Origin of the sequence: Phenylobacterium sp. J426, from assembly GCF_024699945.1 — a bacterium.
GTDB lineage: Bacteria > Pseudomonadota > Alphaproteobacteria > Caulobacterales > Caulobacteraceae > Phenylobacterium.
The window spans coordinates 66,920-90,243 of sequence record NZ_JAJOMY010000002.1; the positions used below are offsets into that span (position 1 = coordinate 66,920).

Sequence of the window (23,324 nt, forward strand, 5' to 3'; positions counted from 1 at the left end):
TTGTTCTCACCTTGCAGCATGCGCTTGAGACGCCGGCGCCCAGAGGGGACGGGCGATGGGCGAGGCCCCGTCCGAGGCAGCGACGCTGTCCGGGTCGAGAATGGAGCGGGAAAAATCGATCAGCACGGGCTGACCGTTGACCTCGAGGAACGGGCCACAGTCTGCGCAGCGTCCCGCATCGACCAGCTGCGCCGCGCATCGCGGACAGCGAAGGCGCGACATCGCCGATACGGTCACGAAACGCCCTTGCATCTAAGCCGACGAGGCTCGGGTCGGCGGGGCAACATGGCCTAGCCAAGCGACTGGGGTCAACGACCGCCGTAAACCGGGTCCATTGCAGCCGCGCGCCTTGCGCAACGCCGGCTGCGCGGGCTAGGCCTGGGCGAAGCAGGTAAAGGGGACGACGGGTGACGGGCGCGAAACGGGTTCTCGTGACGGGCGGCGCAGGCTTCATTGGCTCGCACCTGTGTGCACGGCTGCTCGCCTCGGGAGCCGAAGTGCTCTGCGTTGACAACTACTTTACCGGTCAGCGCGCCAACATCGCCCGCTTGCTGGAGAACCGCAGGTTCGAGGCTCTACGCCACGACGTGACGTTCCCGCTCTATGTCGAGGTCGACGAAATCTACAATCTCGCCTGTCCGGCGAGCCCGGTGCATTATCAGTTCGACCCGGTGCAGACCACCAAGGTCAGCGTCCATGGGGCGATCAACATGCTCGGTCTCGCCAAGCGTGTGCGGGCCAAGATTCTTCAGGCTTCCACATCTGAAGTGTACGGCGACCCTGCGGTGCACCCGCAGCGTGAGGACTATTGGGGCAACGTCAATCCGATCGGGGTTCGCGCCTGCTACGATGAAGGCAAGCGCTGCGCGGAGACGCTGTTCTTTGACTATCATCGCCAGCACCAGCTGCGGATCAAGGTGGCGCGGATCTTCAACACCTATGGCCCGAATATGCATCCCTCGGACGGGCGAGTGGTGTCGAACTTCATCGTTCAGGCGCTCCGGGGCGAGCCGATCACCCTCTATGGCGATGGCCTCCAGACCCGCTCCTTCTGCTACGTCGACGACCTGGTCGACGGTCTGGTGCGGTTGATGGAGTCGGCCGAATCCGTCACCGGACCCATGAACCTCGGGAACCCCGCAGAGTTCAGCATGCGCAGCTTGGCCGAGCTGGTGCTCGAACTCACCGGCAGCGCCTCGCAACTCGCCTATCAGCCGCTGCCGCCGGACGACCCGCGACAGCGACAGCCAGACATCGGGCTCGCCGAGCACGTCTTAGGGTGGCGGCCCAGCACAGAGCTGCGCGAGGGCCTGATCAAGACAATCGCGTATTTCGAGGCGCTGCTGCGCCAAGCGCCCGATGCGGACGGCGTCAACTGAGCGGCGGGCCGCCCGGATGGTGCTTGGCGACGTGTAGCTCGCCCGATTGCGACAGCACAATCCAATCGCCACTGCGCGCCAGCACCCGACCGCGAGCGGTCTGCACCTGAACGCCGCCATAAGCGGCGACAGCGTCGGCGGCGTCGCCCAACCAGAGCAAGAGCGTACGCCAGTTCACCTGATCGTCTGGCGGCGGAACGCGAAGGGCGGCCCCGTGATCGAATGGCGGCGCGTGTGAACGGTCCATCAGGTCACTCGAATCAACTTGATCCCGGCCAGTGTGCCACGAGCCCCGACCGCCGCAGAGTTGCGACGACTCCATGGCTACGGCGACTGCGGCTCGTCCACGGCACGGGCTTAGACTGGCTCAGCTTGGGACGTCAGGGTTCCCGCAACGCCGTAATCAGCCGCTCCAGCTGCCGATGTCCCTCGTCGAGACTTTCGACAGGCCGCTCGCGCAAAACCGCCTCGCCGCGCCGCACGACCACCTTAAACGGCATCGCTTGATCGGGTGTCGGCACCAACTCGCCATTCAACATCATCTTGCCCCCCGGCTGTTGGCATGAGATTGGCGCCCGCCTGGGCCAGGGACAAGGCCAACGCCGCCGTGGGGTTGCGACCGATGGCGGCGCCTGGAAAAGCGTCAGTTCCGCATGGGTCAGGAACCGGCGCCGTCAGCCTTGCGTCTTGTCGTCGAACAGATCGCCGACAATCGGCGGCCGCGGCGCCGCATCTTGTACTTCCCGCGCCAGCCAGAATGCGAGGTCCTCTCTCTGTTGGAGGGACAGCAAGAGCAGGTGGGTGAGGCGGCCGAGCTCATCCTTAGGCCCTCTGGCCGGCTGAGCGGTGAGACGTTCGTACTGGCGAAGAAACTCGGCCCGATCGCAGCGCAGCCGTTCCGCCACCTCCCGCAGGCCAGCTGCGCGCGCGCCAGCCTTGACGCGTCCCGAAGATCTTGGCGCGTCACAGGACTTAATCATGGAACTCCCCCGCTTCCGTCATGAAGCGTGAGCGACCTCGGCGCCGCCCTACAAGCCAGATGCGTCCGCCGCCCCTCGGGAATGCAAGCCAAGCTGCGGCGAGGTGGCCGACGCAGACAAGCTGCGTCGGCCGTTTGCGCGCGCCGGGACCGAAGGGGGTGTATGAGGCGCCCGGCTAAACACACGCTATCGGGGTGCTTCCGCCACCGCAAGTCGCAGGCCGACGGGGATGGAGCGCTCGCGCGCAGGCCCGAATTGCAAAATGACGGCGAGCGTCGCCATCCTGTCTCAGCGGGGAGGGCCGCGAGACGGGGGTTTCGGGTGGAGCTAGCGTCGAGACGGAGCCTGCGGTGGTCTTATGCGGCGGCCATCGCCATGGCGCTCGCCGCCTACGGTGTCGCCAGCGCCGCGAGCGCACAGGTCCGGCGCCACATAGGCCAGCCGCCTGCGCCCCAGCAAGTTCGTCTTGCGCAAGCTTACGAGGGCCGGCTGCTCGTCAAGATGCTTGAGGTCCAGAGCGAATTCTCCATCTCGCCAAACCAGTACCGGGCGGGCGCGCGGGTCTCGAGCGCAGGAGTCGTCAACCTCGTGAAGAGCTATAGCCTTCTGGCCCAGGCTCGAGGGAGCCGGGCGGGGAGCCAGATCCGTCCGATCGACTTCTCGATGAGCCAGGCGGGGAAACGCCGATCGCAGCGATATCCGGCGCCAGCCCACCCCGAAGCGGCCGACCCGATGGCGCAGCTCGTGCGAATCGCCTTGCGCGACGCCGCGACCAGCCCCTGCGCCGGACGGCTCAGCTTTTATGATGGCAAGCAACGCTATGACGTCGTGTTCCGGCCGGCCGGGGCCGGGACCTTATCGCCAGCGCAAGCTAGTATGCGGCTCTCTTCGCCCGTGCGCTGTCAACTGATCTTCACACCTATAAGCGGGTTCGGCGGCGACCGATCTGGTCAGAGGCGCTCTAAGAGCGACATCCACGCGACCTTCGCCCGCGCCCCGGGGCCGGGTTACTGGGTCATGTCGCGGGTTGAGATCGGCACTCCGATCGGTATGGGCCGCATCGAGCTCATCGATCTCAAGATCTCTACATAGCCCGCCGAGGGCATCGCTGCGGCGCTTCCGCCTGAGCCGCGACAGGCGCAGCGCGCAATGGGCGCATTGGCGAACGCCGCGGATCTGCCTAAGCCAGCATGGGCGATGGGCGAAGCTAAGGGGCGGACGGGTGGCATCCGAGAAGATTCGATCTCGCGATCCGATCGAGGTTCGCATCGGCGCCCGGATTCGCGTGCGGCGCCGCGCGCTGCGTCTCAGCCAGCGGCGGCTTGGGGAGCGCGTCGGCGTCACCTTCCAGCAAATCCAGAAGTACGAAAGCGGCAGCCAACGTCTCTCCGTCGTGCGGCTGCTTGCGATCGCCGGCGCGCTTGATTGCTCGGTGGGCGAGCTCCTTGACCTGCCCGGCGGCGGTCTCGAAGCTGTATCGGTCTACGAACCGGCGACCGAAGAAGAGCGCGTCCTCTGCGAGGCCTTCACCCAAATCTCAGATCCCCGCCTGCGCCGCACGGTTTTAGCCTTGGTCGCTCAGCTTGCGGCCTTGGAGGTTCGCTCCGCGTCCGGGATGCCGCCAACGTCGAAACGGCCTTAGACGGAGGCGCCGCAGGTCTTGCCGACTCGCGCCCTTCGTCTCACACAAGGCCTCTGCGGAGGTGCCAGATGGCCAAGAACGAACTGCTGCGCCTCAGTGCTCAGGTGCAGGGCCTCGAGGTTGCGCTCAAGGCCCTGATCGCCCTGCACTACGCCGAGCGTGGCCAAGGTCCGGGGGGCTTTGCGGCCGCGGCCAACGCGGCCCAGCAAGTTTGCGAAGGCCTGCAGGCGCAGGTTCGCAGCGTCTATGACTCAGCGCCCCCGACCGTTCAGGCGAGCGGTCTGGCCGCGGTGATGCTTGATCTTGTGGCCGAGACCGTCGGACGGTGCTTTCTGCAACCCGCATCGGAATTCGAGCGCCATGCCGAGCAGGCGCTCGCCGCTTACGAGCCGCCCTCCCAGGCCCGAAACTGATGCGGGTCGTCGGCGGGCCCTAACCCCTCTTACCGCGATGAGCTTCGCGGAACGCCTCCGCGACAAAGCCAATGATCACTGCGCCGACGTCGCTCTGAGGGCTTGTCCATAAGGCTTCCGACGCGGCGATAGCAGGTCCGCCGCCAGTCCGGAGCGATCGTCGCACAGCGACCAGCCGGGGCGCGGCGGCGGCGCTAAATTCGATGAAGGCGGCGCTCGCCGATCGGGCGCTCCGCTTGTGCCGCAGTTCGAATCTCACGCCACGGCCGCCCGCTGCGACGATCTGCCCCACCTCTGCGCCGTGGCCGGCGTCTCGGAGCAGATTGGCCACGCTCGAGAGCAGCGGCAGCAGTTGTTCCGCGCGCCAAACCTCAAACTGATCGCGGCGGCGATCCGAGTGCAAGCGTCCGAGGCGCGTCCACCAGCGGCGTCGCGGCGTCCGCGCAATAGACGTCATCGCCGCACGCGACGCCGCGCGTCACCCCCTCGGCGGGCGTGGGTGTTTCTGTAGGGTCGAGGGGCGGTCGCGTATCCGCTCGGTACTGTGGAATTCGCGTCACCTTTAGGCCGCCAAGCCCGTGGCGGGCGACAAGCTTCTGCCAGCCCAGAAACTCCTCAAGAGAGATGTCGTACCGGGCGCACAGCGCTTCAGCCGTGATAAGCCCGCGCCAGACGGCGGCTACGGCGATCGCCTTGCGTCTCGGGATCCAACGCTGACCGGGCTTTGGCAAGTCCTCAAGGGTCAGAGTACGGCCGAACGAATAGACGATTGGGCGCACCGCATTCGCCGCATGCGGTTCATCGCTCAACTTGAACCTCCCCCTACAGATCCCCGCCTGCAGCGTCCGGCGAAGCGGTTTCGCAACGGTTAACGGCTGTTCGCATCAGGTTTGCCAGTCGTTTAGATTTTTCTATCTAATCCTTGTGGCCATGGCTGCCGCGAAACCCGATCTGCTGCAACAACTCGAATGCCTCGAAGTCCTGCTGCGCCGCCCCCTGCCGGCTGAGGTCGATCATCAGATCCTGGCGGCCGCCGCAGCCACTGTCCGGACGTTGGCGGACGAAGCGCGCGCGAGCGCGCGGATGCGGCCCGCCGCCCGCGCCGCGCTGCGAGGCTTCTTCTTCGAGGCGGGCGTCTCCGACGCGGTTATAGACCTGTTGGCGCCGGCCTAAGGCGCCGCTCTCTCGGGTGGGCCTTGACGGTTGACGATCAGGCGAGGGGGCGCGCCCCGGGTGTCTGGGTGTAATTCGCCGCTCCCCGGACCACGCCCCGTTCAACGGCGCAATGTCTACCGACGCCGCAGGCCTGGGCTGCTCGCCGCGATATTCGGCGCCGCCATTCTGACGAGCCTGCGCAGCGAGATGCCTGTTTACCGCTCGGGAAGACTCTGGCGCCAGACTGAGGAGCCCGCGCGACATCGTCCGCGCCGGCGTCTCAGGAATGGGCGGTCGATGCAGGACTATTACGTGGAACATCATGCCATGGGCTGGGCGGTGCGCGCCGGAGAGGCGGCGCCGGTCCTGGGTTATCTCTCGAGCCGATACGAAGCGGTGGAGCATGCTCGCAAGCTGGCTCAGAAGACTTGGCGTGAGCGGCGCTGCCCCGCACGGGTGCATGTCGCGGATGCGCCTGGCTGGCGGGTCGAGTGGGCTTTTGGACGGGAGGCGTCGGGATACCGCGAAGGTTTGGCGCCAGCCCCGCAGCGACGCGCCCCTGTGCCGCGCTGAGCCGCCCGCGCCTTGGGCGCCCTGACCGATTGCGCTTAGTGTTTCCTGGCGGTGACGCGATCATCATCGTCGAGGGCAGGGAATGACGGCGATCTCGGACCTGGATGTGCGAACGGCCTTTTTCGCCTGCGCGCTGGTACAGTTCGGGGTCGCGGTCAGCATGCTGTTTGTCAGCAGCACCCGTCGGACCTATCCCGGCTTCCGGAGCTGGACCCTTTCGTTCGTCCTTACCGCTGGGGCCTTCGCGCTCTTTTCACAGCGCGGCGACGGCGCGCCGAGCTCAATCAATCTGCTGATCTCCAATGGTCTGTCGATGTTCGTCGCCCCGCTGCAGCTCGACGGCCTGGTCCGCTTCCTCGGAACATCCCGCCTGCGCGAGTGGCGCGTCTTCAGCTTCGGACTTGGCGGATTAGGCGTCGCCGGTTTCGCCATCGGCCTCGCGCTGGGCGCAGACCTGGATCAGCGGATTCTGCTGTCTTCCTTTGCCATGACGCCTGCCCTGATCGCCATGCTGGCGCTTCTCCTGACGCGATTGGCGCGGGGTCGTTCGGCGGCCCTCGGTCTCCTGACCGGGGTGTGCCTCTTCGTCCTAGCAGGCGACGTCATCCGGATCGCGCTGGCGCTCCTGCCAGACGGACCGGGGCCGATCGGCGAGGATGCCGGTATGGCGGTGAGCGCCATCCTGGCCACCTTTGGTTCAGTCTTGTTGGCGACGGGCATGTTCGCCGCCAATGCGGAGCGACTGGAGCAGGAACTGCGCGCCAGCCAACGTAAGCTCACAGAACTCGCGTCCATTGATGATCTGACGGGCGTGCCGAACCGGCGAAGCTTCCATGAGCGCGGCGCGCTGCTCTGGAGCTTGTCTGCACGCTATGATCGTCCCCTTGCGGTGCTCGCCTGCGACGCCGATCACTTCAAGTCGATCAACGATCGCTTCGGCCACGCCGTCGGGGACGAGGTGCTTCGCGCGCTGGCTGCAACCTTGTCCGGCGGCAAGCGCGCCACGGACGTGTTAGGACGAATTGGAGGCGAGGAATTTGGCATGATCTTGCCGGAAACCGACGAGGTCGCCGCAGACCTCATCGCAGGGCGATTGATTGCCGCCGTGCGGGCGTTGCACTTCGGGCCAGCCGGTCCAGATCGTTTGACCATCAGCATCGGCGTGGCGTTGCGCGGCGCCGAGGACGCCGATTTCCAGGCCACGTTGGCGCGCGCCGACCGGGCGCTTCTGCGGGCGAAGCGGCTCGGGCGCGACCGTCATCTAATGGCCGAGGTCGGCGCCACAGAGTCTGAGGGTTGTTGAGCGCCACGTGCAGCAGCGACCTCTTCCAGCCGCCGCTCCTGCAAGTCAAAGTTGCCATTGTTCGCGCTTCGGTAGTCTATCCGCGCCTGACTTGCGCATACTCTGACGCCATCAGCGACAAGATTGCTCACCACCGCGTGAAATCGGCCTTTCCATTGTGTTTACCCAATGACCGATATATTCACGCCGAGCGGGAGAAGAGGCCTTCGCTGTGAGCGACGTCAACGCGCTGATCGGAAAAATGCGGGCGAATGTCGCCTATCGACAGTTCCAGCCCGAAGCGGCCCCGGAGACCCCGGCGTGGCCCGTGCTGGAGCGGATCGCGCGCGCTCAGGCCGCGGGTCAGGACGGCCCGTTGGTGCGGCAGGCGACCCAGGTGACGACTGCGTCAGGCCAGGAGCCGGCCGAGCCGCCGCAGCCCCAGGGAGGCCCGGCTCTAGCGGAGCGGACCAAGCCCGCCGCCGAAATTGAAGGCGTCGCGGAGGCGGCGACGCGACCGACGCTGCGCCGCCAAGCGCCGCCGTCTTTGGCCGCGTCGCCGCCGCAGACCGCGTTCGCGCTCAGCGGTCGAGCCCCGGCGCCCGCGGCGGAGCCTGCGATGGCCGCTTCTGCGCCGCGACCGCTGCGCCTCCAGCGCAGCGGTCAAGGGGCTGGCGATGGGGCGTTGGCGTCTTCTCCACAGTCTCCGGCGTCTCCACAGCCGTCGGGAGGTCTGCTGCTGCAACGCTATGCGCCCGTATCTCAAGGCGCAGGCCCGGCCGGCGCAGCCGCGTCAGGCAAGGCCTTGGCGGACATCTTCGCACGCCTGGGTCGCAAGGCCCCCTAGATGCCTTTGATCGCCGTCGCGTCACCCAAGGGGGGCGTTGGGAAGACGACGCTGGCGGCGAACCTCGCAGTCTCGCTGCAGCGGCTTGGGCGGCAGGTGACCGCCGTCGACTTTGATTCTCAGAACGCATTGCGGTTTCATCTGCTTCCGGATGGGCCGGCCACTCTGGGCATCGCGCGATGCGTCGCCATTGGCCGCTCCTGGCGCGAAACTCTTCAGGTCGGCGAGAGCGGCGTTCGCGTGGCGCCTTACGGGGACTCAACGGCCGCTGAGCGACTGCACATGAAGGAAGCTCTCCTTGAGCAGCCGCTCGCCGAGTTGCTCAGCGAACTGCTCGACAGCGACGACGACATCCTGATCGCAGACACCGCGCCGGGCGAAGGCCGATTGCAGGCGCGTCTCGAAGGTCTCGCCGACATCAATCTGGTGGTGCTCCTGGCCGACGCCGGGTCCATGTCTCTGGTTCCGGGATTTCGCGACGGGCTGCTGCTGACGCCGGCGCACGCTGGCGCCCCTGAAACCCTGGCGATCCTCAACCAGGTCGACCCCCGCCGACGGTTGAGCCGTGACATCTCGGAGTTCATCGCCGGCCATCACGGGGGACGGTTTGTAGGCGCTGTTCACTACGATGAGGCGCTCGCCGAGGCGGCTGCGCATGGCAAGACCGTCGTCGAGGCGGCGCCGGAGAGCCTCGCCGCCCGGGACATCCGCGACATTGCGTCGCGCCTCGAGGCCCGATTGCGCGTCAGTCAGGAGGCGTGAACATGCCGGGGGGGATGATTCACCAGGCGCAAACCTGGATGCGGCCGTTGCTGGCCTCGAAGCCCGTCCAGGCGATCTTGCTGGTCGCTTCGGCGACGCTCATCCTGCTCGCCATCCTGGTTCCGCTGGACCGCGAAGCGCAACTCATCTTTGGCCTGGCTGTGTTCGCGGCGGCCGCGGTGCTCGCCCAGCGCAGCGCCTCACGCCGCATGACCCTGCTGCTGGTCGTGATCTCAACGGTGCTGTCCACCCGATACATCTGGTGGCGGCTCACCCAGACCCTCCACTTCGACAACCCGCTTTCGATGGGGCTTGGCATCGGCCTCTTCCTCGCCGAGCTCTATGCTTGGTTGATCCTCGTGCTGGGTTACGTCCAATGCGTTTGGCCGCTGGAGCGCAACATCCGGGAACTCGTCGGGCCGCCGGAGACCTGGCCCACGGTCGACATCTATGTGCCGACCTACAACGAGAGCCTCGACATCGTTCAGGACACAGTGTTCGCGGCGATGGACCAGGATTATCCGCCCGACCGCTACAGGGTCTACATCCTTGACGACGGACGACGCCCAGAGTTCGAGGCGTTCGCGAAGGCGGTGGGGTGTGGCTATCTCACGCGCGGCGACAACCTCCACGCCAAGGCCGGCAATCTGAACGCAGCGATGAAGCGGACCGACGGGGAACTGATCTGCGTCTTCGACGCCGACCACGTCGCCACCCGCGCCTTTCTGCAATTCACGGTCGGCTGGTTCCAGGCCGATCCGAAGCTCGCCCTGCTGCAGACCCCGCACTTCTTCTATTCCCCTGACCCCGTTCAGCGGAACGTCGTAGCGGTGAAGGACATCCCCGGCGAAGGGGATCTCTTCTATGGCATCGTCCAGAAGGGCAATGACTTCTGGAACGCCGCCTTCTTTTGCGGCTCGTGCGCGATCATCCGCCGCCGCGCGCTCGCTGCGACCAACGGCTTCGCGGGCGAGACTGTGACCGAGGACGCGCATACCGCGCTCAAGCTTCAACGCATGGGCTGGAACACCGCCTATCTTAACGCCCGTCTGTCGGCCGGCTTGGCGACGGAGCGTCTGGCGCTGCATGTCGGCCAGCGGGCGCGCTGGGCGCGGGGAATGACCCAGATCTTCCGCATCGACAATCCGCTGTTCGGGCGCGGTCTGAGCTTCGGTCAGCGGCTCTGCTACCTCAATGCGATGCTGCATTTCCAGTTTCCGCTGCCGCGCATCGTCTTCCTGACCTCGCCCTTAGCCTATCTGCTGCTTGGGCAGAACATCATCGCGGCCAGTGCGCTCACCATCCTGGCCTTCGCCGGACCTCACCTGCTGTTCGCCGTGCTGGTCAATGAACGCGTCCAGGGTCGTTATCGTCGGGCGTTCTGGGGCGAGGTCTATGAGGCGCTGATCTCGTTCCACCTCGTCGGGCCCGCCATCCTGCCGCTCATCGATCCGAAGCGCGGGAAGTTCAACGTCACGGACAAGGGCGGCCTGCTGGAAGAAGGCTACTTCGACTACAAGGTGCTCATGCCCCACCTCATCACCGTGGGTCTGCTGACCCTGGGGATCACAGTCGGCTTGGTGAAGATGGCCTTCCCGAAGGTCTTTGACGCCGCTCCGGAGACAATCCTACTTAACGTCGCTTGGAGCGTCTTCAGTTTGTTGATTCTCCTCACCTGCCTGGCGGTGGGCCGTGAGACCCGGCAGGTGCGCACCCGCGCCCATCTCGATGCCGAACTGCCCGTCCGGCTCTACTTCGAAGACGGTCACATCGCGGCCGCGACGACGGCCAACATCTCCATGGGGGGCATGGCCGTAAACGCCTCGCCCGAGGCTTTGACGGAGGGGCGCATTGTGACGCATGTCGAGGTGGAGGCGGCTGAGCGTAGGTTCGGCTTCCCCGTGCAAACGCTTGGGATCAATGGAGGCCGGTTGCGCTTGCAGTTCACCGACATGTCGCTTGAGGCGCGTCGTGAGCTGGTTCGCGTCGTGATGGGCCGCGCCGACGCCTGGCCCGCTCCCGACGACCTCGCCACCTGGTCGGCCTGGCAGTCTTTCCTGGATTTGTGCCGTGCAAGCCTCTCGGTGCTGTTCTGGTGGCGGCTGGAGCGCGGGCCGCAGAAGCCGCGCAGCTGGCTCTCGCGGCTTCTGCGGCCCGCCGCAGCAGCCGCGCTGCTGCTGGCCGCGCCCCTAGCAGGATCGCCGGCCAAGGCCCAGACCGCGCCCGCGGCCACGCCCGGAGCCCCGGCTGCGCCGCAGGCGGGGCAACCCACGCAGGTCTCCGGGCGTGGCGCACGGACCGTATCGCTGACCCTCGAGGACCTCGCCCAAAGCCGCCCGCTGCGCCTGATCAGCACCCTGGGGGAGGCGGGGGTGCCGTTCTCGCTCCGGCAAGATGAGGTCGTCACGCAAGCGCAGCTGGTGATGAATTTCGCCTATTCCCCGCAGCTGCTTTCGGACCTCAGCCACCTCAGCGTGCTGATGAACGACGAGATCGTCGGCACGATTCCCCTAGCCTCTGCGGGGGCAGGGGGCGTGACTGTGACTTTGCCGATCGATCCTGGTCTTTTCACCAACGAGAATCGGCTAGGTTTCCGTTTTGTGGGGCACTACACGCGCGGATGTGAAGATCCGCTGCATTCCACGCTCTGGGCGAATATCAGCAATACGCGGACGCGCCTCATCCTGACCCTGCAGAAGCTGTCGGTCGGGGATACTCTTTCGCGGCTTCCAGCGCCCATGTTCGACGAAAGCGATCCGCAGCCGCTGCGCCTGCCTTTCATCTTCGCGGGACCACCCTCCAACGAACTGTTGGCCTCGGCGGCGGCTGTGTCGTCCTACTTCGGGATGAACGCCAGCTTCCGCGGCTTCCGCTTCCCGGTCAGCTATGGCGCCTTGCCGCCGGGCGACGGGGTTGTGGTGGCGCGCGCGGGCGCGCAGGTCGGCGGCTGGACGGCGCCGCCGGTCAGCGGGCCTTCCGTCAGCCTGGTCCGCAATCCCAACAATCCCTACGCGACGTTGTTAGTGGTCAGCGGCCCCAGCGATGCGGATGTGCTCTCGGCGGCTCGGGTGCTCGCCGCGGCGCCCAAGTCCCTGTCCGGTCAGTCCGCCCTGGTTTCGCCGCTGCCGTTCGCCAAGCGGCGACCTTACGACGCCCCGCGCTGGGTGGACACTCGTCGTCCGGTGCGTTTGGGCGAGTTGGTCAGCCCCGCCAATCTCGAAGGCTATGGGCTTCGTCCCGGCTTGCTGACGGCGGAGTTCCGGACCGCCCCAGACCTATTCTTCTGGCCGCAGACCGGCGCCAAGCTGAGCTTCAGCTACAGGTATCCCGCCGGTCCTTGGCTCGATTACAACATGTCGCGCCTCGATGTGCTCACCAACGACAAGTACATCCGCTCGATTACGCTGCGCCCTGATGGCGCTGTCGAACGCGCGCGCGACTTGGTGGGCGCCTCGGTGATCCAGCAAAAGGCGGCGATTGATATCCCTGGCTACAACATCTTCGGGCAGAACCAGCTGCAGTTCTTCTACGATCTGCATGTAACCAAGAAGGGCGCATGCCAGGGCGAAATCCCCACCGGCGTGCGCACAGGCATCGACGCCAATTCAAAGCTCGACCTGTCCCACGCCCATCATTTCTCACGACTGCCCGACCTCGCCTTCTTCGCCGGCGCCGGCTTCCCGTTCACCCGGGTGGCGGATCTCAGCGAAACCCTGGCGTTGCTGCCGGACTCGGTCCAGCCCGCCGATGTCGAAGCGCTGCTCGCCCTCGCGGGGAGATTCGGCGACGCAACGGGCGCGCCCGCTATCGCGCTGAATGTCGCTCGCGTCGGCCAGGCAAGCAATCTGACTGGCCGGGACTTGCTCGTGATCGGTCCGCTTGCTTTGACGGATTCGGCGCTCTTCCGGGAATCTCCCGTGCGGGGCGACGGTGGACGCTTGAGGGTCGCCTCGACCTCGCTCCTCGGCCGGATGTTCGCCCGCTTCGGCTCGAACGTCGATCGACCGGACCCAGCCGCCGCCGACGCCGCCCTCGTCACGGTCAGTGATTTCGCAGGCGTGGTGAGCTGGCGCTCGCCGTTCGATCCCGAGCGGGTCGTCGTGGCGGTGCTGTCAGCGAACCCTCAGCGACGGGCGGAGATCGTCTACGCGCTTGAGAAACCCGCCGCGAACGCGGCGATGCAGGGCGATCTGGCGGTGGCGACGGGAACGAGCTTCACCAGTTTCCGGGTGGCGCCGGGATTCTGGTCAGGGAAGCTGCCCTGGCATGTGGGTGTCATGTGGTGGGCGAGCCGCAATCCGCTGTTCATCGCCCTTGGCTTGTTGGCCGCCGCCGCGGTCGTCGGCTTGGCCATCTGGGCGGTGATGTCAGCGCTTGAGCGGACGCGACTGCGCGACGCAGGAGGTGAGGGATGAAACCGGTTGGGGCCATGACTTTGGCGGCGAGCCTCCTGGCGACAACCTCGGCCTTCGCCCAGGTGACGCCGCGGCTGCCGACGGACGGCCAGGTCACGCAGCCGATAACGCCTCAAGGCGCGGCGCCTCCGGTTAAGAGCGCTGCTCCAAAGGCGGCGGCGTCTGGCACCGATGCGCTCCTGCGACAAGCCGCGACGCAGCGGCAAAGAGGCCGCAAGGACCTGGCCGCGCAGGCGCTGCAGCGGGCGCTGCGGGACAGCCCGAACAACCCCGTAGTCCTCCAACGCCTGGCCGAATACGCGCTGGAGGACGGTGACGCCGGTCAGGCCGAGACATGGCTTCAGCGATTGCGCCAGGTCGCCGGCGCCAGCGATACCCGGGTGGCGCAACTTGAGCGGCGGCTGAAGGCGGCGACAGCGCCCGCGCCTGTCCTCGGCGCAGCCCCGCAGGCGGCGCCGGCGACGGCCCCGTCGGCACGGCCGCCGCAATCTGCCCAGGTCGCGGCTACGCCGCCAGACCCCAGCGGCGAAGCCCGCGCCGCGGGGTTCCGGGCGCTGGACGCCGGCGATCTTGCCAGCGCCGAGCGCCAGTTCAACCTTGCGCTGAGGCAGCGGGCGTCGGACCTCGAAGCCGCGGGAGGGCTGGGGGTCGTGCGGCTGCGGCAGGAGCGGTTCGCAGAAGCGCGAGACCTGCTTGCCCGCGCCGCTCGCGGCGGCGGGGGGCGCCGAGCGCTGGGGAACGGCGCTTCGAGCGGCGGAGTTCTTCGCGCGTCTCAACGAGGTCCGCGCCGCCTATGCTGCGGGCCGCTACGATGAGGCGGTGCGTTTGGGCGAGCCGCTGGCGAACGGAGAGCACCCGAGCCGGGTCGAGGCCCAGATCCTCTTGGCCCAGTCGCTCGCCGCGCTGGGACGGCCCTCCGAGGCCGAGCCCGTCTACCGGCAGGCCTTGCTGGTGGCCCCGGGCCGGACCGAAGTGGTCACGGGTCTCGCCCAAGCGCTGGCCGCGTCCGGACGCTATGACGAGGCCAACCGGACACTGCGCGATCTTCCGGACAACCGTGCGGCGGGCGTCCGTGCAGACATTGAGCGACGGCGGGCGCTGGACCTGCAGCGGCGTGGCGACACCTTCGGAGCTGGCGCGGCGTTGGCTTCGGCGCTTCGCGCCAACCCCAGCGACCCCTGGACCCGACTTGAGTATGCCCGCTTCCTCTTGGAGCGCGGTCAGACCGCCCAGGCCGCCCAGGTCGCCACGCCGCTGTACAACGCAAGCGATTCCGACAGCCTGCAGGCTGCGGCCTTGCTCTCGGAGGCGCGCGGCAACCCGGACGAGGCCGCCACGCTGTTGCAGCGGATCCCGGACGCCAATCGGACTCCGGAGGTGCGCGAACTCGCCGGCCGGGTGGAGGCCCGCCGCATCATCCAACAAGCCCGGCTCGCCGGCCAGCAGGGGCAAGCGCCGCAAGGCGTCGCCTATCTGCGGGATTTCCTCAGTCGCAACGACCCGCCATTCGCGGTGCGCAGTCAGATCGCCGAGACCCTGCTCGATCTTGGTGATGTCTACCAAGCCGGCGCGCTCGCCCTGGAAGCCGCCGGGCAGCCGCCGGTCCGGTTTCGGCCGACAGAAGCCTCAGGTTTCCTGGCCGTCCTGGCCCAGACCGGACAGGACGGTCCGGCGCTGGGCCTGCTGCAGGCGGCGGCTCAGCAGACCGCCTCGCCTGCTGATCAGGCGGACTATCGGACCCTTGCTGCGCTTTACACGGCGCGCAGAGCGGACCGGCTGCGGCTGTCGGGGGACTACGCTGCAGCCTTCGACGCCCTCTCGCAGGGCTTCGCGCTTGCGCCGCGCGACGTTGGCCTCCTGGGCGCCCTCGCACGCCTCTACCAGAGCGGCGGATTGCCGGAGCAGGCGGCCCAGGCCTACGACGCCCTGCTCGTGCTCTCGCCCAACGACCCCGATGTCATTCGAGGCGCGGCGCAGGCGGCGCAGGCGGCGGGCGACCATGGCCGCGCCGAACGACTGCTGCGGCGAGCTGCGACCCTGCGCCCGAACGACGCTGAGCTCTATTACCAGATCGGCTTGCTCGAGCAGGCGCGCGGGCGCGACCGTTCGGCGCTTAGGGCGTTCGAGAGGGCCGAGACCCTCCTGCGTGGCGGCCGCGCTCCCGGGCTGGGCGGCGGCGCGCTGACCGCCCCTGGCGCCGGCGTGCTCGGACCCAATCCCTTTGCGCCAAGGGCTCCGGTCGCCGCGTCATTTCCTGTCGCAAACCTTGCCGCGCCGGACGTCAGCGGGCCAGCCCTGGCCTGGTCGGCGACCGGGCAGGGCACGCCGGCCGTTCAGGGTGCGCCTTATCAAGCGCCGCCGTCCTACGGGGCGCCACAGGCCTATGGGTCTGGTGCGCCCTATCCCCAGGCTCCTTACGTCTTAGCCCCACAGGCGCAGTACGCTCAGCCGCAGTATCCGCAACCGCAATACCTGCCTGGGCCGCAGCCTCAATACCTGCCGGGCCTGCAGTCCCAAGGCGCCCCGGCCTACGGTTCGTCCACGATCCCGGCCAACAGCGCGCCGTACGGCGCGTCGCCCCCAAGCTTCGCCCTGCCGCAGGCGCAGCCGAGCTACGCTGGGGCCGCGCCGTCTTCATACGGCGCGGCGCCGATCCCAGGTCTCGCGGCCTCGGCCCCGCCCGCGGCGGCGGCCAGTCTGCCGCTGCCGACCCGGATCGCACGTGAGATCGCCGCGCTGCGGACAGAGACGGCGCCTCAGGTGGAGGGCTCCACGACATTCCGAGCCCGAACGGGCGAGCAAGGCACCAGCGAGCTGTTCGAAGCGGGCATGCGCGCCGCCGCGTCGGTGTCGCCGTTCGGCATAGGACGTCTTGGGGTCGCGGTCAGTCCTATCATCGTCGGCGCCGGCGCGCCCGACGAGGCTACGGCCGCGCGGATCGGCACCACGCCGCTGGTGGTGGCTGAGACGATTTCCCAGGGCCGGATACCGACGCTGCCGCTGGAGGAAAGCCGTCACGAGGCGGGGGCCGCGTTCAGCCTGTTCTACGAGAGCGATCCCCTGTCCATCGACCTCGGCACCACTCCGATCGGGTTTGGTGATACGCGGCTGAGCGCGGGCGTGACCGGCCGGCTCAACATTGGGGAGGCGCAGATCCGCGCGACCGCGGAGCAGCGACCGGTCACCGACAGTCTGCTCTCCTATGCTGGCGAAACGGATCGGCAGACGGGGGTTTCGTGGGGCGGCGTCATGCGCCAGAGCGGGTCGCTAGGAGGATCCCTAAGTTTCAGCTCCGGTGGCGCCTATTTCGACGCCATCTACAAGCGGCTGCGCGGTGAGGCGGTGGCGGACAACACCGGCTACGAGTTGAACGGCGGCGTTTACTATCGGCCCATCGATGAAGATGGCGATCGCCTGCAGATCGGCGTTAACGTCAACATGCAGGCCTACGACAAAAATCTACGCTTCTTTAGCTTCGGTCATGGTGGTTATTTCAGCCCACAGCAGTTCGTGGCCATGTCTCTACCGATCAGTTATGCTCAGGAACGCGAGACTTGGCGCTGGAGCGCCGGACTCACGGTCGGCCTGCAGTCGTACAGCGAAGACAGCGCGCCGATATTCCCCACGAGCTCAGCGGCCCAGGCGGCGCTGGCGAGCTATGGCTCCATCGACGCCAGCATCGCCAGCCGCTACGCGGGCAACGACAAGACGGGAGTGGGCATCGCAGGCTTGCTGAACGGCGAGTACAACCTCCTGCCCACCACTCGGGCCGGCGGCGAACTCAGCGCCGACACCTTCGGGCGTTACAAGGAATTCCGGGTCCGCCTCTATCTGAAGCAGATCTTTGCGAACTAAGGTTAGGGTTGATGTTGAGAACTCTCGGGCAGGCGCAGCCGGCGTCCAAGATGGGTGACGCCGAACTGAGATACTACGGGGCCCGTCAGTTCAGCGCGCAATGGCGCGCGACGCTCATGGCCTTGGCCGGCGAGCTGTTCGACAATTTCTCCGAGGAGGAAGCGCTGGGCTTTTTCCGCCAGATCGGGATCCGGTTGAGCCGCGACCTGCAGCTGCCCGTCGTCGAGACGCTTGAGGCGCTGGAAGCGGCGATCAACACCCGATTGGCGGAGATGGACTGGGGCGTCATGCGCCTCACGGTCGAAGACGCCGCCATTGCGATCCATCACAACTGCTATCCAGGGCAATTCCTGGATCTCTCGGAGGCCGATGCGTGGCGCAAGGCTTTCAGCGCGATCCTGGAGGGGCTGTACACCGTCTGGCTGCAGACCCAAGGAGGGCGCGCCGAGATGGCGGCTCGACGCCGCGACGGGTCTGATCTTGAGGGCTTCGAGTTCGCCTATGGCCTTTAGCAGGCTCGTCCTTGCACTAGTCACGGCCTTTAGTGTCCAGTTCGGCGCCACCGCCTGCGCCGCCCAGCCGACGGCCTATGCCGACTTCAAGGCGCGTTTCGTGCAGGCCGACGGCCGCGTGATCGATACCGGCAACGGCGGCATCAGCCATTCCGAGGGCCAGGGCTTCACCATGCTGCTCGCAGTGGCGCACGGCGATCGCGTGACCTTCGATCGCGTGTGGAGCTGGACCGATCGGAACCTTGCCCGCAGCGACACGCGACTTTTTCCTGGCGCTACGATCCGCGGTCGGCCACCCCGGTCAACGACCCGAACAACGCCACGGACGGCGACATCATGATCGCCTGGGCCCTGCAACGCGCCGGCGCCAAGTGGGCGTCGCCTGGCTACAGCGCCGCTGGGGCGGAGATTCGACGCGCCATCTTGAACAAGCTCGTGGTGCGCCAAGGCGCCAGACTGGTGATCTCGCCGGGCCTGCAAGGCTTTGTGCATACGGACTCGGTCACCTTCAATCCATCCTACCTGGTGTTCCCTGCCTTTGACGCCTTCGCGGCGAGCGAGCCTCGGTCAGCATGGCCGCAAGTCCGGGACGAGAGCCTCAAACTTGTCCGCGATGCACGCTTCGGCGCCTTCAACTTGCCGCCGGACTGGGTGCGCGTCGATAACGCCGGCGTGCTCTGGACCGAGCCCACCAAGCCGCCGCGCTTTGGGTTCGATGCGATCCGCACGCCGCTTTATCTGTGCTGGTCCGGCCGATGCAACGATCGGGCGTTGGATGGAGTAAAGCGTTGGTGGCGTCAGACCCGCGTGGGTGGTCAGCGCGCCCCAGCCTGGATCGACGTGCGGACCGGCGGCGTCGCCAACTATCCCGCCTCTGCTGGCGCTGACGCCGTCGCAGCCTTGACGCTGACCGGGCGTATGCCGCCGCCTGTCCGAGCCGAGGACTACTACTCGGCAGCATTGCTGGCGCTAGCTGAGGTTGCTGCGCGCGAAGGCCCCGCGGCAAGACCCCCGACGGAGGGGCGTGCGGCCGTGCGCCGCCGCTAGCCGCAAGCGGCCGCCCAAGCCGCTTCGAACGCGGGATCCTGATCCTGATCGGTGGCGACGCGCCCGTCAGTGACGACGAAGCGGGTCGGTGCGCCGGCTTCCACCGAGAACAGGCCGCAGACGCTGACCCGACCTTCCTGCCGACCGACCCGGGCCTGCTGGAAGCTGATGTTGTCCCACTGCTGAAGATGACGCTTGACCGCCCATTCCGCTGCGGCGAGCTCCATATTGCGAAACTTCGGCATCGCCAGTGGCGCGTCGATCTCGGCCGTTCGGGCGCTGGGATGATAGAGCGCCGCCGCCACGCCGGCTCCGGCGAGGAGGACGAGGTAGCCAAATGTCGAACGTTTTATCCGGCGCGGTGGCATGCCACTCCCGCTCTTCGTTTCTTGCAGCGGCTGGATGGTTAAGCCTGCATTAATCCGTTGTCGAGCAAATCATGAGTGACTAGACCGCGTTCATCCTGAAGAACAACCATCCAGCATGCTCGCGCAATTGCTCGCGCGACAAGTGCAAGCACAAAAGTTGAGCGGTGAAAGAACCATCGCTCGAGGGTTGTAATTTGATGCTGTAGAAGTGGATGTCGCGTCCGGCGACATCAAACGCTGGAAGATCTGGCCGTGCCGAGGCATTGTCGGTCGACGCGGCTTGCGGGTGCCGACGAACCTGAAGGACGCCCGCTCCGCCGGGACCAGGATCGGGACGGCTGTTCCGTAGAGCGGACGGGCCTGGCGACAAACGCCGAATGCGTCCGAGGGCCAGTAGGATCGTAGTAGCGACGCAGGGCCTTAAGCGAGTCGAGGCAGGGGCCTGCTCTGGCGAGGACGCGGCTCACTCGCCGCGCCGCGGCGACGGCTTGCCCGCCCCAGTCGGCGCGAAGTCCGGCTCAAGGGGCTAGAAGCCGGGTTTCGCTATTCCGGAAGCCTTGTAGCAGCCGAGCAGGTCCACTGGTGTCAGTCGACATCCTTGCGACGACATTCTCGACGCCCCCAGTGTCCAGTGCGCGGCAGAATCTCCTTCAGGCAGTGCAGGAGCCGCCGGCTTCACACGCCCGGCGGCTGTCAAGCGACAGGGGCAACGGAGATCTGACGACAGCCAGAAGAGGTCATGAGCTGAGCGCAATCTGGCCGAGGCGCCCCGCAGCAGGAGCGCGATAGGATCCGATAGGCTGATCGGAATCCGAGGCGTCCCGTCGATCATCGGTAAGCACGCTTGGCTTCGCCGTTGTCTGCCGCATTGAGCCGATGAGCGTAGTCGTGGGCCTGGCGCCACTCACTGAAGAAGGGCGTCACAAGTACGCCCTCGTCCATGATGCCGAAGTCGATGCGCAACCCGAGCGGCGCGTCACAAACGATGCGCCAGCCGAACTCGAAGGGATCCGGACGCCAGGCGCTCTGCATGCCGGACAATAACATCGCCGGAGGCGCTTGGCCTGCGCGCGCGTTGTCACATGGCGCCGCTTGATCCGGATGGACGGCGGTCCCCGCCAGCGGGCACGGTCGTGTTTCGCGCAGCCCGTCGCAGCGCAGGTGTCACACGGCTGGCGTCGAGAAACACATCGGCTCCGACCTGATCCGGTTAAGGTCTGGCGCCGACCGCGGCGCCGGCGCCATCGCCTGCTGGCTCCGTCCGAACTGCGGCTCCGCTCGCGGCGGCCTCGAGTGTCCTGCCCTCAGTTCGGCCGCTTCGCTGACGCGGAGGATCTAATCCCTGTGGCTCGCCTGGGGGTAGCATGCGAGAGGACCGTGAGAGGCTGCAGACCGGACGCCGTTGGGAGGCTCTGATCCTCCAGCCGCGGCGGAGGTATGTGCAGCAGCGTGCGACAGACCCTGGCGTCTCGGCAACGCTTGGAAAACGGCGCCTTGGACGTGCGAACAACGTTCCGCCAACGCATTGCTGATCTGCTGGCGCCCGGTCATAGTGTTGATGACGCTTGTTGATCGAGCGCGCGGCCCTCGACGGGAATCGCCAGGGTCGGACAGGTTGACGGGGATCTTGCTGGCATGCCGCACCGCCTTCATGTCGAGCCGAGAGCCGGCGCCGCCATCAAGTTGTCGGTTTCCAGCATGTCCGGTTACCGCACCGCGATCCTAATGACGTGCGAGGAGCGGCTGCGCCTTGCGCAGGCGATCGAGCACGCCTGCTTGAGGGCGATGGCGGAGGCTGTAGAGGTCGTTGCGACGACGGCTGAACCCGGTTGAAGGCCTTGTAGGCCAGCGGTCCGATCCCGTGGGCGCAGTCTTAACCCACCGCTGGACGATGATCTCGAACGCTGGGCCAAGCCGTATTCACGCTCCGCGTCGGCCCCTTGTAAATTCCCTTAATTGAGGCGCGCCAGGTGCACGGTCTACTCCCCCGCCGACTGACAGGTGGAGGCGGGTCATGAACCATACCCAGGGCGCTATGGATCGTAAGGCGTTTGCACAGGCGCGACTGGCGATCCTGCTCGCTTTCCTTGGCGTGGCGGCGGCGTACGGCGCGGCCGTCGCCGTGTGGCTCGAACTGGGTCTGCCGCTCGGCTGAACGTCAGGCGGCGGGATCACGAGCGTCCCTGCGTCGCCGCTTTTCTGCATACATCCGCTGATCGGCACGCGAGAGAAGCGGCTCCAGCTCGTAACAGCCATCTTCGCCGATGGTCACGCAGCCGACGCTCGCCGAAAGCGGGAAGGGCAGGTCGCCATGTGCGTTGCGGGCGGCGAGCGCGGCGAGCACCCGAGCCGAGAGGCCTGCCGGGTCATCTCCGCCTCCAGGGGTCACGACGCAGAACTCGTCTCCGCCAAGACGCGCCACCACGTCCCCGTCTCGGAAAACGGCTTCCAAGACCCGTGCAAACTCGCAGATCATCTGGTCGCCGACCTCGTGGCCCAGCTGATCGTTCACGGCCTTCAAACCATCGAGGTCGAGATAGACGAGGGCGGCGCGCGCTCCGCTGCGACGCAAGACCTTGAGTTCCTGTTCCACCAGGACCAGCAGCCCTCGGCGGTTCCACAGTTGGGTGAGTTCGTCGGTCAGCGACAGGCGGCGCACTTCGGCATTCCGAGCCTCGAGCTCCGCCGTACGATCGCGAACCCGTTGCTCGAGTTCGGCGTGTACAGCCAGGTTCTCCAAGGCGACCGCCGTAGTGTCCGCCAGGGCCTGCAGCAAGGCCAGGTCATGAGACTGGGGCTGGTGCCGGCGGGCCCAGAAATTTCCAATGGCGCCGATGGGCGCCGAGGTGCGGATCGGCACGGTCGCGAGGCTCTTTACGAAGGTGGGCCGGTAGGCGTCGTGTGGCACGCGGGGGTCAGCGTAGATGTCCTCGATCACCACAGCCTGCCGGTTGAGCATCACCCAGCCGCTAACGCAGATCTCCATCGGAAAGCGCAGCCCTTTCCAGAGCGGCTCAATCGCGTCCTCGTCGGCGTAGAAGCACTGATCTCCCTCGCGCAGCACGAAAGTCGCGCCGTCCGCGCCGGTCAGTTCGCGCGCCGCAGTGCGGACAATCTTCTGCAGACCGTCCATGTCGCGCACCAGCGAAAGCTCCTGGACGACGCGGACGAGACGTTGCATGCCACGAAGATATCGTTCGGCGTCACCCGCGCCGCGCGGCGCATCGGGGATCGGTGAGAAGGCGCGAACCGCTTCCATCGCAGGCCGTTGGGGCTGGGTCGCTGTGAGATGGCTCGTCGCGGCGGTCACGGCGTGGCCTCTGGCTTGGTGTCCGGTTCGGTATGATTGACGGGGGGCCGGCAGAACGCCGCGCGCGGCAGCCGCGATGGCCGCCTCAACCTCACGGCGCTCTGCGCCGTCCGCGATCGTCGCGGCGAGGGCCGCTGCTGCCGCGGCTTCGCCTCCGCTGGCTAGCGCCAAAGCGAGATTGTTGCGAACCTGGGCGTCGTGAGGCGCCAGCTCCGCCGCTTGGCGCAGCTTCGTCACCGCCGTTTTCGGGTCCCCAGACTTCAGCAGCGCGAAACCGTAGTCATTGAGATGCCGAACAGATGTCGGGTCGGCTGTGACGGCCTTGTGCAGCTGGAGGACAGCTCCGCGCCAGTCGTCCTTCAGAGCTCGTATGCGCCCGAGACCCGCGAAAGCGTCTGACGATTCGGATCCATGGAGCAGCCGGCGGTAGAGCGCTTCAGCGGCCGTCAGCTCGCCCACATCCACCAAGCAATGCGCGCGCAGCAGTCGTGCGCGGGGGTCGCCCGGAAACCGTTTTTCGAACGCGTCCAGATGCGCCAAGGCGGCGCGCGATTTGCCCTGTTGGCGAAGATCCTGGATCAACTTCAGGTAAAGGGCGCGCGAGCCCGGCGACAGCGCGGCTTGGCGATCCACAGCCGCGAGCGTGTCGGCTGGCCGTGGCCGCGGTGAGCGGAGCGCGGAAAATCCCGGCGCATAGGACAGCGGCGTGCAGGCGGCGGCCAAGCCGGCGAACCCGAGACCGAGCGTAGCCCAAAGCTTGAGCATCCTGACATCTTTTCCTTGG

20 protein-coding genes and 1 pseudogene are annotated in these 23,324 nt (G+C 66.9%); 14 read left to right on the forward strand and 7 right to left on the reverse strand.

All coding sequences use genetic code 11. The features are described 5' to 3' along the window. The first annotated feature begins 407 nt into the window (after positions 1-407). The gene (locus LRS10_RS21985; protein WP_257839308.1) at positions 408-1,379 is read left to right on the forward strand and encodes a UDP-glucuronic acid decarboxylase family protein; all 972 of its coding nucleotides are present in this window, start codon (positions 408-410) and stop codon (positions 1,377-1,379) included. On the opposite strand, the gene LRS10_RS21990 is transcribed toward LRS10_RS21985, so the two are convergent. From LRS10_RS21990 to LRS10_RS22000, 3 genes are all read right to left on the reverse strand, one after another. Then, on the reverse strand, positions 1,372-1,626 hold the full coding sequence (locus tag LRS10_RS21990; RefSeq protein WP_257839309.1) for a hypothetical protein: 255 nt from the start codon (positions 1,624-1,626) through the stop codon (positions 1,372-1,374). The two genes, LRS10_RS21985 and LRS10_RS21990, sit on opposite strands and share 8 nt — an antisense overlap. Positions 1,627-1,759: 133 nt before the next feature. Beyond that, entirely contained in the window at positions 1,760-1,921 is a 162-nt protein-coding gene (locus LRS10_RS21995) for a hypothetical protein (protein WP_257839310.1), read from the reverse strand. A 132-nt stretch (positions 1,922-2,053) separates the two neighbouring features. Continuing rightward, on the reverse strand, positions 2,054-2,284 hold the full coding sequence (locus LRS10_RS22000) for a hypothetical protein (RefSeq protein ID WP_257839311.1): 231 nt from the start codon (positions 2,282-2,284) through the stop codon (positions 2,054-2,056). 450 nt (positions 2,285-2,734) lie between these two features. On the opposite strand from LRS10_RS22000, the gene LRS10_RS22005 reads away from it, so the two are divergent. From LRS10_RS22005 to LRS10_RS22015, 3 genes are all read left to right on the forward strand, one after another. Then, entirely contained in the window at positions 2,735-3,451 is a 717-nt protein-coding gene (locus LRS10_RS22005) for a hypothetical protein (protein ID WP_257839312.1), read from the forward strand. 130 nt (positions 3,452-3,581) lie between these two features. Further along, positions 3,582-4,001 (forward strand): helix-turn-helix domain-containing protein, encoded by a 420-nt coding sequence (locus LRS10_RS22010; RefSeq protein ID WP_257839313.1) that lies wholly within the window; start codon positions 3,582-3,584, stop codon positions 3,999-4,001. 68 nt (positions 4,002-4,069) lie between these two features. Then, positions 4,070-4,414: a hypothetical protein gene (locus LRS10_RS22015; protein ID WP_257839314.1), complete on the forward strand. Its 345-nt coding sequence runs from the start codon at positions 4,070-4,072 to the stop codon at positions 4,412-4,414. A gap of 371 nt (positions 4,415-4,785) precedes the next feature. On the opposite strand, the gene LRS10_RS25440 is transcribed toward LRS10_RS22015, so the two are convergent. Beyond that, positions 4,786-5,223 carry a DUF1153 domain-containing protein gene (locus tag LRS10_RS25440; RefSeq protein ID WP_257839315.1) on the reverse strand — a complete coding sequence of 146 codons (438 nt, stop codon included), beginning with the start codon at positions 5,221-5,223 and terminating at the stop codon, positions 4,786-4,788. Positions 5,224-5,338: 115 nt separating this feature from the next. Here LRS10_RS25440 and LRS10_RS22025 point away from each other — a divergent pair, with 115 nt between their 5' ends. The 8 genes and pseudogenes from LRS10_RS22025 (at position 5,339) to LRS10_RS22060 (ending at position 18,862) form a co-directional block, all read left to right on the forward strand. Continuing rightward, positions 5,339-5,587 carry a hypothetical protein gene (locus LRS10_RS22025; protein ID WP_257839316.1) on the forward strand — a complete coding sequence of 83 codons (249 nt, stop codon included), beginning with the start codon at positions 5,339-5,341 and terminating at the stop codon, positions 5,585-5,587. Between the two features lie 637 nt (positions 5,588-6,224). After that, positions 6,225-7,445 (forward strand): diguanylate cyclase, encoded by a 1,221-nt coding sequence (locus LRS10_RS22030; RefSeq protein ID WP_257839317.1) that lies wholly within the window; start codon positions 6,225-6,227, stop codon positions 7,443-7,445. An 826-nt stretch (positions 7,446-8,271) separates the two neighbouring features. Continuing rightward, on the forward strand, positions 8,272-9,033 hold the full coding sequence (gene bcsQ / locus LRS10_RS22035) for a cellulose biosynthesis protein BcsQ (RefSeq protein ID WP_257839318.1): 762 nt from the start codon (positions 8,272-8,274) through the stop codon (positions 9,031-9,033). Positions 9,034-9,071: 38 nt separating this feature from the next. Continuing rightward, a complete protein-coding gene (bcsA, locus tag LRS10_RS22040) occupies positions 9,072-13,448 on the forward strand; it encodes a UDP-forming cellulose synthase catalytic subunit (protein ID WP_257839549.1) in 4,377 nt (1,458 codons plus the stop codon). Further along, positions 13,445-14,263, forward strand: a complete 819-nt coding sequence (locus LRS10_RS22045) for a tetratricopeptide repeat protein (protein WP_257839319.1) — start codon at positions 13,445-13,447, stop codon at positions 14,261-14,263. The genes bcsA and LRS10_RS22045 overlap by 4 nt, the downstream gene beginning before the upstream one ends. A gap of 4 nt (positions 14,264-14,267) precedes the next feature. After that, positions 14,268-17,303 carry a cellulose synthase subunit BcsC-related outer membrane protein gene (locus LRS10_RS22050; protein ID WP_257839550.1) on the forward strand — a complete coding sequence of 1,012 codons (3,036 nt, stop codon included), beginning with the start codon at positions 14,268-14,270 and terminating at the stop codon, positions 17,301-17,303. 50 nt (positions 17,304-17,353) lie between these two features. After that, positions 17,354-17,815: a cellulose biosynthesis protein BcsD gene (bcsD, locus tag LRS10_RS22055; RefSeq protein WP_257839320.1), complete on the forward strand. Its 462-nt coding sequence runs from the start codon at positions 17,354-17,356 to the stop codon at positions 17,813-17,815. Beyond that, a pseudogene (locus tag LRS10_RS22060) lies at positions 17,805-18,862 on the forward strand (glycosyl hydrolase family 8). The gene bcsD and the pseudogene LRS10_RS22060 overlap by 11 nt, the downstream one beginning before the upstream one ends. Here LRS10_RS22060 and LRS10_RS22065 read toward each other — a convergent pair. After that, entirely contained in the window at positions 18,859-19,230 is a 372-nt protein-coding gene (locus LRS10_RS22065; protein ID WP_257839321.1) for a hypothetical protein, read from the reverse strand. The pseudogene LRS10_RS22060 and the gene LRS10_RS22065 overlap by 4 nt on opposite strands. An 828-nt stretch (positions 19,231-20,058) precedes the next feature. Then, a complete protein-coding gene (locus tag LRS10_RS22070) occupies positions 20,059-20,271 on the reverse strand; it encodes a hypothetical protein (RefSeq protein WP_257839322.1) in 213 nt (70 codons plus the stop codon). Positions 20,272-20,865: 594 nt separating this feature from the next. Between LRS10_RS22070 and LRS10_RS22075 the strand changes: the two genes are divergently transcribed. Beyond that, entirely contained in the window at positions 20,866-21,063 is a 198-nt protein-coding gene (locus tag LRS10_RS22075) for a hypothetical protein (protein WP_257839323.1), read from the forward strand. 181 nt (positions 21,064-21,244) lie between these two features. Then, a complete protein-coding gene (locus tag LRS10_RS22080; RefSeq protein WP_257839324.1) occupies positions 21,245-21,385 on the forward strand; it encodes a hypothetical protein in 141 nt (46 codons plus the stop codon). Between the two features lie 3 nt (positions 21,386-21,388). Here the strand turns inward: LRS10_RS22080 and LRS10_RS22085 are convergent, their stop codons facing one another. After that, positions 21,389-23,305, reverse strand: a complete 1,917-nt coding sequence (locus LRS10_RS22085; RefSeq protein WP_257839325.1) for a diguanylate cyclase domain-containing protein — start codon at positions 23,303-23,305, stop codon at positions 21,389-21,391. Positions 23,306-23,324: the final 19 nt, after the last annotated feature.